11 protein-coding genes are annotated in these 12470 nt (G+C 69.4%); 6 read left to right on the forward strand and 5 right to left on the reverse strand.

Translation table 11 applies throughout. The features are described 5' to 3' along the window. Positions 1-2: 2 nt before the first annotated feature. The 5 genes from DEI85_RS11100 to DEI85_RS11120 all read right to left on the reverse strand — a co-directional run bounded on the left by DEI85_RS11100 (position 3) and on the right by DEI85_RS11120 (position 6693). Complete coding sequence (locus DEI85_RS11100) at positions 3-1292, reverse strand: ABC transporter permease (RefSeq protein ID WP_110861296.1); 1290 nt, start codon at positions 1290-1292, stop codon at positions 3-5. Next, the gene (locus tag DEI85_RS11105; protein WP_181436373.1) at positions 1289-2656 is read right to left on the reverse strand and encodes an ABC transporter permease; all 1368 of its coding nucleotides are present in this window, start codon (positions 2654-2656) and stop codon (positions 1289-1291) included. The genes DEI85_RS11100 and DEI85_RS11105 overlap by 4 nt, the downstream gene beginning before the upstream one ends. Next, positions 2653-4173: an ABC transporter ATP-binding protein gene (locus DEI85_RS11110; RefSeq protein WP_110861298.1), complete on the reverse strand. Its 1521-nt coding sequence runs from the start codon at positions 4171-4173 to the stop codon at positions 2653-2655. The genes DEI85_RS11105 and DEI85_RS11110 overlap by 4 nt, the downstream gene beginning before the upstream one ends. A 141-nt stretch (positions 4174-4314) precedes the next feature. Continuing rightward, complete coding sequence (locus DEI85_RS11115) at positions 4315-5379, reverse strand: BMP family lipoprotein (protein ID WP_027466452.1); 1065 nt, start codon at positions 5377-5379, stop codon at positions 4315-4317. A gap of 198 nt (positions 5380-5577) precedes the next feature. Further along, on the reverse strand, positions 5578-6693 hold the full coding sequence (locus tag DEI85_RS11120) for a mannose-1-phosphate guanylyltransferase (protein ID WP_110861300.1): 1116 nt from the start codon (positions 6691-6693) through the stop codon (positions 5578-5580). A 166-nt stretch (positions 6694-6859) separates the two neighbouring features. On the opposite strand from DEI85_RS11120, the gene DEI85_RS11125 reads away from it, so the two are divergent. The 6 genes from DEI85_RS11125 (at position 6860) to DEI85_RS11150 (ending at position 12407) form a co-directional block, all read left to right on the forward strand. Further along, the gene (locus DEI85_RS11125) at positions 6860-8095 is read left to right on the forward strand and encodes a glycosyltransferase family 4 protein (RefSeq protein ID WP_258370289.1); all 1236 of its coding nucleotides are present in this window, start codon (positions 6860-6862) and stop codon (positions 8093-8095) included. Between the two features lie 78 nt (positions 8096-8173). Beyond that, positions 8174-8638 carry a succinate dehydrogenase, cytochrome b556 subunit gene (sdhC, locus tag DEI85_RS11130; RefSeq protein WP_110861304.1) on the forward strand — a complete coding sequence of 155 codons (465 nt, stop codon included), beginning with the start codon at positions 8174-8176 and terminating at the stop codon, positions 8636-8638. Between the two features lie 11 nt (positions 8639-8649). After that, complete coding sequence (gene sdhD, locus DEI85_RS11135) at positions 8650-9096, forward strand: succinate dehydrogenase, hydrophobic membrane anchor protein (protein WP_111123589.1); 447 nt, start codon at positions 8650-8652, stop codon at positions 9094-9096. 49 nt (positions 9097-9145) lie between these two features. Then, positions 9146-10939: a succinate dehydrogenase flavoprotein subunit gene (sdhA, locus tag DEI85_RS11140; RefSeq protein ID WP_110861306.1), complete on the forward strand. Its 1794-nt coding sequence runs from the start codon at positions 9146-9148 to the stop codon at positions 10937-10939. A 1-nt stretch (position 10940) separates the two neighbouring features. After that, positions 10941-11714 (forward strand): succinate dehydrogenase iron-sulfur subunit, encoded by a 774-nt coding sequence (locus DEI85_RS11145; protein ID WP_110861308.1) that lies wholly within the window; start codon positions 10941-10943, stop codon positions 11712-11714. Between the two features lie 51 nt (positions 11715-11765). Further along, the gene (locus DEI85_RS11150; RefSeq protein ID WP_071244287.1) at positions 11766-12407 is read left to right on the forward strand and encodes a TNT domain-containing protein; all 642 of its coding nucleotides are present in this window, start codon (positions 11766-11768) and stop codon (positions 12405-12407) included. Positions 12408-12470: the final 63 nt, after the last annotated feature.

A 12470-nucleotide genomic window follows, 5' to 3' on the forward strand; every position in this document is an offset into this window, starting at 1 on the left:
CGTCAGCTCTTGATGTAGGGCTTGCCGGACGCGGCGGGGCCGCGCGACTGCCCGACCAGGCCGGCCACGGCGAAGATCGTCACCACGTACGGCAGCATCAGCAGGAACTCGCTGGGCACGGGTGAGTCGATCGCTCCGAGCGTGTTCTGCAGGTTCGACGCGAAGCCGAACAGCAGCGCCGCGAGCGTCGCCTTGATCGGGTCCCACCGGCCGAAGATGACGGCGGCCAGGGCGATGTAGCCGGCGCCCGCGGTCATGTCCTTGGTGAACGGCCCGACCGCGTCGAGGGTGAAGTACGCCCCACCGAGACCGGCGATCGCACCGGCGAGGGAGACGTTCCAGAACCGGGTGCTCGTGACGTTGATGCCCACCGTGTCGGCGGCCTGCGGGTGCTCGCCGACCGCGCGGAGCCGCAGGCCCCAGCGGGTCTTGAACAGACCGAAGGTGACGACGGCCACGGCGATGTAGGCCAGGTAGACGACGACCGTCTGCTCGAAGAACACCGGACCGATGACCGGGATCTGGTGCAGCAGCGGGATCTCGACCTTCGGGAACCGGATGCCGATGTTCAGGGTCTCCTCGTTCGGGGAGAGCACCTGCGAGTACAGGAAGCCGGTCAGGCCGGAGATGAACGCGTTGATCACGACACCGACGATGACCTGGTCGACCAGGTACTTGATGCTGAACGCCGCGAGGACGAACGACACGAGCATGCCGGCGACGAGCGCGGCGACGAGGCCGACCCAGGGCGACCCGGTGATCGACGCGACCATCGCGGAGCTGAACGCACCGGCGAGGAACTGCCCCTCGATCGCGATGTTCACCACGCCGACCCGCTCGGAGATGACGCCGCCGAGGGCACCGAACACGAGCGGGACGCTCAGGCTCAGCGCGCCGAGCAGCAGGCCGGGGATCGGCAGGGACGAACCGGCAGCGGCCCAGGTCAGGAACCCGATGACGAAGACGACCGCGAACACCGACGTGACCCACAGCGGGACCCGGCGGAGCGCCCGCGTCTCGATGAACGCGTACACGGTCAGGATCGCGAGCAGGACGATGACGACGATGCCCGTCCCGAGCGCGGGCAGCGGGACGTTCGGCAGCGCGAAGAAGTCACCGGCGTTCGCGAGGCGGAACGTGGTGGTGCCGGAACGCGGCAGCAGGCCGAACAGCACGATCGCGATGAGCGTGAACACGCCGTACCCGATCGGGAGCTTCCAGCTCCTGGTGGACTCGACCGGACGGTCCGCGAGCGGCGACGCGGGGGCCGCGGTGGGGCTGATGGTGCTCATGCGGCGACCGCCTTCTTGCTGGTCTTGCTCGTCTTCGTGCGCTTGCGTGCACCCGGCTGCGGGATCCGGAAGATCGCGCGGACGAGCGGCGGCGCCGCGATGAAGAGGACGATGAGGGCCTGGATGACCCCGACGATGTCGATCGGGATGCCGTTGGCGGCCTGCATGGCGTAGCCACCGTTCTTCAGCACGCCGAACAGGATGGCCGCCCAGAAGACGCCCCACGGCTTGGAGCGGCCGAGCAGGGCCACGGTGATGGCGTCGAAGCCGATGCCGGCGTCGATGCCCGAGGTGAAGCCCGACGTGACGGCGCCCTGCACCTGGTAGGCGCCGGCGATGCCGACCAGGGCACCGGAGATCAGCATCACCCAGATGGTCAGCGACGGGACGCTCATGCCGGCCACGCGGGCGGCACGGGGGTTCTCACCGATCGTGCGGAACCGGAAGCCGAGCGATGACTTGTTGACGAGCCACCAGACGACGACGACCGCGATGATCGCGACGACGAACCCGAGGTCCACGCCGTACCGCACGCCGAAGAGCTGCGGCAGGAGCGCGCTCTCCTTCGTGGCGGGCGAGATCGGGTTGCTGCTGCCGGGGGCCTGCAGCAGGCCCGGGGTGCGGAGCAGGTAGCTCACCAGGTAGAGCGCGACGTAGTTGAGCATGATCGTGACGACCACCTCGTTCGCACCCGTCCGGGCCTTGAGCACCCCGACGATTCCACCCCAGACCGCGCCGCCGACGATGCCGGCGATGATCGTGAGCGGGATGTGGATCACTGCGGGCCCGTCGAACGAGAACCCGACCCACCCGGCGGCAGCGGCGCCCATCAGGATCTGGCCCTGGCCGCCGATGTTGAACAGCCCGGCGCGGAACGACAGCGCGATCCCGAGCCCGGCGGCGATGAGCGGCACCGAGTAGTCGACGGAGCGCGTGAGCGGCCCGATCGCCTGCTGGAAGGACTCCGCGCCGAAGTTGAACACCGAGCCCTGGAACAGCGAGGCGTACGCGCCGCCGACCGCGGTGCCGACCGCCTGGAGCATGTCCGTCGGGCGGGCGAAGAAGTACCCGGCGGTGGCACGGACGTTCTCGTCCGTCACCGCGATGAGGATGCCGCAGGCGACCAGCGCGAGGACGACGGCGAGCACCGTGACGAGCACGGACCCGTTCAGGATCCCCTGCAGGGCGGCCTGCCAGCGGTCACCACCGGCTCCGTTGCGGCGTTCGGTGTCCTCTGCCGAGTCCGTCATCAGGTGCGGGGTCGACTCGACCTCCTGCAGACGGTCGTCGGTGAGCGGCGCGTCCGCTGTGCCGTGCGCAGCCGGCACCGGCTGCTGCGTGTTGTCTGGCGGTGGGGTGGTCACGCTGCCAGCTCCGTTCCTTCGGGGATCTCCCCGGCCATCATGAGGCCGAGGACGTCGCGGGGGGTGGTCGCGGGGACGATGCCGACGATGCCGCCGCGGTACATCACGGCGATGCGGTCGGCCAGGGCGACGACCTCGTCGAGCTCGGTGGAGACGACGATGACCGGCACACCGGTGTCGCGGGTGGCGACGATGCGCTTGTGGACGAACTCGATCGAGCCGACGTCGATGCCGCGGGTGGGCTGCGCGGCGACGAACAGCCGGAGTTCACGGCTCAGTTCGCGCGCCAGGACGATCTTCTGCTGGTTCCCGCCGGACAGCCGACCGGCCGCGGTGGTGCGACCGGGCGTGCGGATGTCGAACTCGGCGATCTTCTCGTCGGCGAAGGCGTCGCGTTCCGCCGACCGGATCGTGCCGGCGCGGACGAACTCGGCGTGGTCGGCCCGGTCGAGCATCAGGTTCTCGGCGATGGTGAACTCGCCGACCAGGCCGTCCTCCTTGCGGTCCTCGGGGACGAAGCCGACGCCCGCGTCGAGCACCTGCTTGACGCTCCGGCCGGTGAGTTCCTTGCCGTCCAGGGTGATCCGGCCGGCGTGGGCGGGCTCGAGGCCCATGATCGCCTCGGTGAGCTCGGTCTGCCCGTTGCCCTGCACCCCGGCGATCGCCAGGACCTCGCCGCGACGCACCGTGAAGGAGACGTCGTCGACGAGCACGATGCCGGACGGGTCGGTGACGGTGAGGTGCTCGACGAGCAGGGCGTCGTCGCCGCCGGTCGAGGGTTCCTTGTCGACCACGAGCGAGACGGCACGGCCGACCATCAGGGCGGCCAGCTCGTTGTTCGTGGCGGTCGGCGAAGCCTCGCCGACGACCTTGCCGAGACGGATGACCGTGATGCGGTCGGCGACCTCGCGCACCTCGCGGAGCTTGTGGGTGATGAAGACGATCGCGGTGCCGGCTTCGCGGAGCTGGCGCATGATGCCCATCAGCTCGTCGGTCTCCTGCGGGGTGAGGACGGCCGTCGGCTCGTCGAACACCAGCACGGAGGCGTCGCGGGACAGCGCCTTGATGATCTCGACGCGCTGCTGCACGCCGACGGGCAGGTCCTCGACCTTGGCGTCGGGGTCGACGTCGAACCCGAAGCGGTCGGAGATCTCCTGCACGCGCTTGCGGGCACCGGCCAGGTCGAGCCGCCCGCCGAAGGTGGTCTGCTCCTGCCCCAGCATGACGTTCTCGGCGACGGTGAACACGGGCACGAGCATGAAGTGCTGGTGCACCATGCCGATGCCGGCGCGCATGGCGTCACCGGGGCCGTCGAAGTCCTGCACCACGTCGTCGAGCAGGATCTCGCCCTCGTCGGCGTCGTACAGGCCGTACAGGACGTTCATCAGGGTGGACTTGCCGGCGCCGTTCTCACCCAGGAGGCAGTGGACCTCACCCGGCTCGACGGTGAGCGAGATGTGGTCGTTGGCGACCAGGGCACCGAACCGCTTGGTGATGCCGCGGAGTTCGAGCTTCATGTTCGGGAGTCTATTTCTGTCTCGCGCGCGCCACGCGGGCGCACGGTGTCGCGTGCACCCCGCGGATGCACGATGTGGTGTGCGCCACCCGGGCGCACGAGAACGCGGGCGAGGGATGCTCCCCCGCCCGCGTTCACCGGGTCAGGACTGGGTCTTGACCTTGATCGAGCCGTCGATGATGCCGGCCTTCACGTCGTCGAGCTCGCCCTGCAGGCCCTTGTCGACCTTGGACTCGAAGTCGTGGAACGGCGCGATGCCGACGCCGTCGTTCTCGAGGGTGCCCACGTACGGGTCCTTCGAGAACTTGTCGTCAGCCGCCTGCTCGACGACGTCCTTCACGGCCGGGCGCATGCCCTTCTCGACCGAGGTGAAGGCGATGTCCTTGTAGCGGGGGTCGGCCTCGTAGAGGTCGCTGTCCGCACCGATCAGGACGGAACCGTTGTCGGCGTCCTTGATGGCCTCGGCAGCGGACTGGTAGATCGGGCCACCGACGGGCAGGATCACGTCGGCGTCCTGGTCGAGGAGCGTCTGCGCGACCGACTTGGCCTGCGTGCCGGCCTCGAAGCCACCGGTGAAGGAGCCCTTGCCGGTGTCGACGTTCCAGCCGACGACCTTGACGTCCTTGTCCTTCTGCTCGTTGTAGTACTTCACGCCGTCCGCGAAGCCGTCCATGAAGATGGTGACGGTCGGGATCTGCATGCCGCCGAAGGTGCCGACGACGCCGGTCTTCGAGTAGGACGCCGCCGCGTAGCCGGCGAGGAACGCCGCCTGCGAGGTGTCGAACGTGATCGGCTTGACGTTCTTCGCGTCGATCGAGTTGTCGTCGATGATGGCGAAGTCGGTGTCGGGGTTCGCAGCGGCCTGCTTCTTCGTGGCGTCGGCCAGGTTGAAGCCGACGGTCACGACGAGGTTGCAGTTCTGGCCGATGAGCTGCTCGATGTTCGAGTCGTAGACGGTGGCGTCCTTCGACTCGGCCTCCTTGTAGGTGGCACCGAGGTCCTTGGCGGCGTCCTTCATGCCCTCGTAGCCGAGCTGGTTGAACGACTTGTCGTCGAACCCACCGGCGTCGGAGACCATGCAGGGGCGGAAGTCGGTCTTCTTCGCCGAGTCGGTGGTGGACGGCGCCGAGGCGCAGCCGGCCAGGACGGCGACGGTGCCGGCGAGCGCGAGGCCGCTGAGGACGACCTGTCGGGTACGAGATGTCACGGGTTGGTTCCTCCGGGGAGCGTGCCCGGACCACGTGCGTTCCGGGCGATCGTGGCGACAGTACACGACCGTCGGGCCGGTACAGGACCCGTTGCGGGGGTCCTGCGGATCGGTTACGGGATCGCGACCCCGCCGAAACGCGCCCGTAACGCGACGTCGCACACAGACCCCCAGTTCGAGGGGTTTGTCGGTGGAGCGCTACAGGACGTCGCCCCGGCCGCTGATCTTCAGCGCATCCACCACACTCTTCACCCGCTGCGCGTTCGCACTGGTGGTGACGAGCAGGGCGTCCGGGGTGTCCACGACGACGATGTCCTCGACGCCGATGAGCGAGATGAGCCGCTGGCTGTGCGAGATCACGATGCCGCTCGACGAGTCCGCCAGGATGCGGGCACCGTCCCCGAGCACGGCGAGGTTGTTCGGTCGACCACCGGACTGCAGCTTGGCGAGGGAGGCGAAGTCCCCCACGTCGTCCCAGTCGAAGTCACCGGGGACGACCGCCATGCGTCCGGCCGCGGCGGCCGGTTCGGCGACCGTGTAGTCGATCGCGATCTTCTCGAGCATCGGCCAGACGGCGTCGACGACGGCGCCGCGGGCCGAGGTGTCCCAGGCGTCGGCGAGTTCGTTGATGCCCGCCAGCAGTTCGGGCTTCGTCCGACCGATCTCGGCGAGCAGCACGTCGGCGCGCGCGATGAACATGCCGGCGTTCCAGAGGTAGTTGCCCTGCTCGACGTACGAGCGGGCGGTGTCCAGGTCGGGCTTCTCGACGAACGACTTCACCGCGTGTGCGGTCGGGGCACCCTCGATGTCGAGCGCGACGGTGTCCGCATTGATGTACCCGAAGCCGATCGCGGGTTCCGTCGGGGTGATGCCGATGGTCGTGACGTAGCCGGCGCGGGCGACGGCGACGGCCTCACGCACCGAACGACGGAAGCCGCGGGCGTCCCCGATGACGTGGTCGGCGGCGAACGAGCCGATGACGACGTCGGGCTCGCGGCGCACCAGGATCGCCGCGGCCAGGCCGATGGCGGCCGTGGAGTCCTTCGGCTCGCTCTCGAGCACCACGTTGTGGTCCTCGACGCCGGGCAGCTGCGACTCCACCGCGACCCGGTGCGCACGGCCGGTGACGACCATGATCCGCTGGTCGCCGGCGAGCGGCGCCAGGCGGTCCCAGGTCTGCCGCAGCAGCGAGGTGCCGGAACCCGTCAGGTCGTGCAGGAACTTGGGTGCGTCCGCGCGCGACAACGGCCACAGGCGCGATCCGATGCCCCCTGCGGGGATGATCGCGTAGAAGTCTTCGAGAGCGTCAGCCACGCGCTCACCGTACCGGTCCCACCGGGCGGATCCTGGGTGGTCTCCGCACGATTCCCGCATGCGGGCTCCCGCAGCGTCGGCCGCCGCGTTGTTCACCCGGCGCGCGCGTCCCGTTCACGTCGTCGGCCCCACCGGGTCACGTCACGCCCGGAGCATGGGCAGCACCATGAGCGCACGCAGCGTGGAGCGCGGCACGTCCCCCCGGACCGTCGCCGTCGTGACCGAGAGCTTCCTGCCCACCCTCAACGGCGTGACCACCAGTGTCCTGGCGGTCCTCGACCACCTGGAACGACGGGGTCACCGCGCGGTCGTGATCGCCCCGGACACCCCCGGCCTCGCGCAGTTCCGGTCGCGCAGCGCCGTCGAGCGCTACCGCTCCTTCGACGTCCACCGCATCCCCGCCGTCGCCTACCGCCAGTTCCCGGTGGCACTCCCCCACCCGGTGCTCGACACGATCCTCGCCGCCTCCGGCGCCGACGTGCTCCACGCCGCCAGTCCGTTCCTGTTGGGTGGGCGCGCGATCACGGCAGCCGGGAGGCTCGGCATCCCCTCCGTCGCCGTCTTCCAGACCGACGTGGCCGGGTTCGCCCGCCGCAACGGCCTGACCGCGACCGTCCCGTTGGTGCGGAAGATCCTCGGACGCATCCACGCCGGCGCCTCGCTGACGCTCGCCCCGTCGAGCGCGACGGCCGCGATGCTCGCCGAGGAGGGCGTGCCCCGCGTCGCCCGCTGGGGTCGCGGCGTCGACACCGAGCTGTTCCACCCCGCGCGCCGGTCGACCGGGCACGTGCGGGCACTCCGTCGCCGCCTGGCCCCGAACGGCGAGACCATCGTCGGCTACGTCGGACGCCTCGCCCCGGAGAAGGAGGTCGAGCGGCTCGCCGAGCTCGGCGGTGTCCCCGGCATCCGGGTCGTCGTGGCCGGAGGGGGTCCCTCACGCGCGATGCTCGAACGTCGGCTCCGGCACCTCGACGTCACCTTCACCGGCCCCCTGCGCGGCGACGCCCTCGCCGACGCGTACGCGGCGCTCGACCTGTTCGTGCACACCGGTCCGGCCGAGACCTTCGGGCAGACCCTGCAGGAGGCCCACGCCTCCGGCCTGCCCGTGATCGCGCCGGCGTCCGGCGGCCCGCTCGACCTGGTGGCCCCGGGGCTCGACGGCGAGCTCTACGACGCCGATGCCCCGCAGGCCCTGCGGCACGCGGTCCTGCGGCTGCACCACGACCGCGCGCTGGCGGAGCGGATGGGTTCCGTCGGTCGACTCCGCGTCGAGGGAACCACCTGGGAAGCCGTCGGCGACCAGCTCCTCGACCACCACGACACGGCCCGCACCATCGGCGCGCCGCCCGTCGGACGGGGCCTCCGGGCCGGTCGGGACGAGAAGGTCAGCGCCCGCGCATAGGATGGGTCGTGTTCCACACGAACACGAACGGCAAGGGCTCGCCGATCGGGCGAGCCCGTCCTATGGAAGGACGAGCTCATGGCTGAGCACACCGGCGGGGGTACGGCGACCGCGGTGCCCGACGCACGTATCGATGGGGAGCGTATCGATGCTCCACGGGCTTCTCGGACGCCACAGGGCACGCTCTACCGCGGTTCGATCGGGATGTGGTCGTGGGTCCTCCACCGCATCACCGGCGTGGCGATCTACTTCTTCCTGCTCGTGCACATCCTCGACACGGCGCTCGTGCGGCTCTCACCCGAGGCTTACAACGCGGTCATCGGCACGTACAAGACCCCGCTCATGAACCTCGGCGAGATCGCCCTGGTGATGGCCATCGTGTTCCACGCCTTCAACGGGCTACGGATCATCCTGATCGACTTCTGGTCGAAGGGCCCGAAGTACCAGCGGGCCATGTTCTGGATCGTCATGGTCCTGTGGGCGGTGGCGATCGCGGGCTTCCTGCCCCGCCAGCTCATGAACCTCGTCGCGGACTTCAACTGAGGGGCACGAAGATGACCACGCAGATCGTCGAACCTCCCCGCTCGGCCGCAGCCGCCCGCAGCACCACCAACTGGGAGAAGTGGGGCTGGATCTACATGCGCGCCTCGGGCGTGCTGCTCGTCGTGCTGATCTTCGGCCACCTCTTCGTCAACATGGTGGCGGGCGAAGGCGTCAAGCAGATCGACTTCGCCTTCGTCGCCGGCAAGTGGGCCAACCCCTTCTGGCAGGTCTGGGACTCGCTCATGCTGGTCCTCGCGCTCATCCACGGCTCGAACGGCATGCGCACGATCCTCAACGACTACGTGTCGAAGCCCGGCATCCGCAAGACCCTCCTCGTCGCGATCCTGGCCGCCTGCGTCGTGCTGATCGTCCTCGGGCTCCTCGTCTGCTGGACCTTCGACCCGTGCCCCGCCGGCGCCGCTGCCGCTGACCTGCCGTCCTTCTGCCCGGCGCAGTAGCACCACCACCGCTGCTGCCCGCGTTCCCACCGTCTACGGAAAGACCCCTGTGACCGAGACCACCGTCCACCACCACCAGTTCGACATCGTCATCATCGGCGCCGGAGGCGCGGGTATGCGAGCCGCGATCGAAGCCGGCCCGAAGGCGAAGACGGCCGTCATCTCGAAGCTCTACCCCACCCGGTCGCACACCGGCGCCGCGCAGGGCGGGATGGCCGCGGCCCTCGCGAACGTCGAAGAGGACTCGTGGGAGTGGCACACCTTCGACACGATCAAGGGCGGCGACTACCTGGTCGACCAGGACGCCGCCGAGATCCTCGCGAAAGAGGCCATCGACGCCGTCATCGACCTCGAGAACATGGGCCTGCCGTTCAACCGCACGCCCGAGGGCAAGATCGACCAGCGCCGTTTCGGTGGCCACACCCGCGACCACGGCAAGTCCCCGGTCCGCCGGGCCTGCTACGCAGCAGACCGCACCGGGCACATGATCCTGCAGACGCTGTTCCAGAACTGCGTGAAGCTCGGCGTCGAGTTCTACAACGAGTTCTACGCGCTCGACCTCATCATGGTCGACGTCGTCGGTGACGACGGTGTCACCCGCCAGCAGCCGGCCGGCGTCGTCGCGTTCGAGCTCGCGACCGGTGAGCTGCACGTCTTCCACGCCAAGGCGATGATCTTCGCGACCGGCGGCTTCGGGAAGATGTACAAGACCACCTCGAACGCGCACACCCTGACCGGCGACGGCGTCGGCATCATCTGGCGCAAGGGCCTGCCGCTCGAGGACATGGAGTTCTTCCAGTTCCACCCGACCGGGCTCGCCGGGCTCGGCATCCTGCTGACCGAGGGCGCCCGCGGCGAGGGCGCCATCCTCCGGAACGCCTCGGGCGAGCGCTTCATGGAGCGGTACGCCCCCACCATCAAGGACCTCGCACCCCGTGACATCGTCGCTCGCTGCATGGTGCAGGAAGTCGCCGAGGGTCGGGGTGCCGGACCGAACAAGGACTACGTGCTGCTCGACTGCACGCACCTGGGCGCCGAGGTCCTCGAGACGAAGCTGCCGGACATCACCGAGTTCGCACGCACCTACCTCGGCGTCGACCCCGTCGTCGAACCGGTGCCCGTGATGCCGACCGCGCACTACGCGATGGGCGGGATCCCGACGAACGTCAAGGCCGAGGTCCTGTACGACAACACCACCGTCGTCCCCGGCCTGTACGCCGCCGGCGAGTGCGCCTGCGTCTCCGTGCACGGCTCCAACCGCCTCGGGACCAACTCGCTGCTCGACATCAACGTCTTCGGCAAGCGCTCGGGCAACAACGCCGCCGAGTGGGTCCAGACCGCCGAGTTCCTCCCCCTGCCGGAAGACCCGGCGGCCGGCGTCCGCGGCATGCTCGACCAGCTCCGCGCCTCGACCGGCACCGAGCGCGTCTCCGCCCTCCGCAAGGAACTGCAGGAGGAGATGGACAAGAACGCGCAGGTGTTCCGCACGGACGAGTCACTCGCCCGCGTCACCGAGACCCTGCACACGCTCCGCAACCGCTTCATGCAGGTCTCCGTGCAGGACAAGGGCAAGCGGTTCAACACCGACCTGCTCGAGGCCGTCGAGCTCGGGTTCCTGCTCGACCTGGCCGAGGTCGTCGTCTACTCCGCGCGCAACCGCAAGGAGAGCCGCGGAGGCCACATGCGCGACGACTACCCGAAGCGCGACGACGAGAACTACATGCAGCACACCATGGCCTACCTGACGGGCGACCCGCACTCGTCACTCGCCGACGACCACATCACGCTCGACTGGAAGCCCGTCGTCATCACGCGGTACCAGCCGATGGAGAGGAAGTACTGAGATGACCGACACCCTGGTCTCCGACGCACCCCGCACCGGCACCGTGCAGGACGCTCCTCCCGGATCCTTCTCCGTCACGGTCATCGTCCGTCGCTTCGATCCCGACGTCGACGACGAGCCGCGCTGGCAGGACTTCGACGTCATGATGCTGCCGACCGACCGCATCCTCGACGCCCTGCACAAGATCAAGTGGGAGCAGGACGGGTCCCTGACCTTCCGCCGCTCGTGCGCACACGGCGTCTGCGGGTCCGACGCCATGCGCATCAACGGTCGCAACCGCCTGGCGTGCAAGACCCTGATCAAGGACCTCGACGTCTCGAAGCCGATCTACGTCGAGGCGATCAAGGGCCTGCCGCTCGAGAAGGACCTCGTCGTCGACATGGAGCCCTTCTTCCAGAGCTACCGCGAGGTGCAGCCGTTCCTGCAGTCCTCGTCGGCCCCGACGCCCGGCAAGGAGCGCGTGCAGTCCGTCGCCGACCGCGCCCGCTTCGACGACACCACGAAGTGCATCCTGTGCGCCGCGTGCACGTCGTCCTGCCCGGTGTTCTGGACCGACGGGCAGTACTTCGGCCCCGCAGCGATCGTGAACGCACACCGGTTCATCTTCGACTCCCGCGACGACGCCGCGAACGTCCGTCTCGACATCCTCAACGACAAGGAAGGCGTCTGGCGCTGCCGCACGACCTTCAACTGCACCGACGCGTGCCCCCGTGGCATCCAGGTGACGAAGGCGATCTCCGAGGTCAAGCAGGCGATCATGCGCGGCCGGGCGTAGTCCCGGCTCCGTCCAAGGCCCAGCACCACGCCGACCGATAGGCTCCCGACCATGACGTTCGCGGACACCCGCCCCATCCTCGACCAGCTCGGCTACACGACCCGGTACGTGCAGCTCCCCGGCGAGACCCTGCACGAACCGCCGGTCGAGGGGGCGCTCCGCATCGTCCAGACCGACGCGTCCGGCTACGCGCTCGAGGTCGTCGACTACGGCACGGCTCGACGTCTCGCGCAGGCCACGGGCGAGGACGACGCGGTGGAGATGCTGCGCCGGTTCCTGAACCGACCGTTCCCGGAACCGCGCGACATCCCCCGGCACGAACTCGAGGGACTCCGTGACCGTGCGGCGTCGACCTACCCGCAGCTCGCGCAGCAGGTCGCGCAGGCCGGCGAGCAGGGGCTGACCATCCAGATCCCGGCCGGCGTCCCCGTCGACCGCATCGGTGGCCCGGATGGCTACCTGCTGCACCCGCTCGACACCCCGCTGCCCAGCCGGTCGCTGCCCCCGCACGTGACCTCGTCGCCGGAGACCCACCGGTACGTCGTCGACCGGCCGTTCCTGGTGAACGTCCGCTTCGTCCAGCCGTGGTTCGAGCAGCCGGGCGGGGCCCTGCGCTTCCAGATCGCCGACCCGTCGGCCACCGTGCGTGACCTGGTCGTCGACGGTGCGCTCGTCCGTCTCCGGGTGGTCTGAGCCCTCCGACACACGAACAGCCCGCCCCACGCTCGACGCGTGGGGCGGGCTGTTCTGGTCCGT

The sequence above is a fragment of the Curtobacterium sp. MCBD17_026 genome, assembly GCF_003234895.2.
GTDB classification, from domain to species: Bacteria; Actinomycetota; Actinomycetes; order Actinomycetales; family Microbacteriaceae; genus Curtobacterium; species Curtobacterium flaccumfaciens.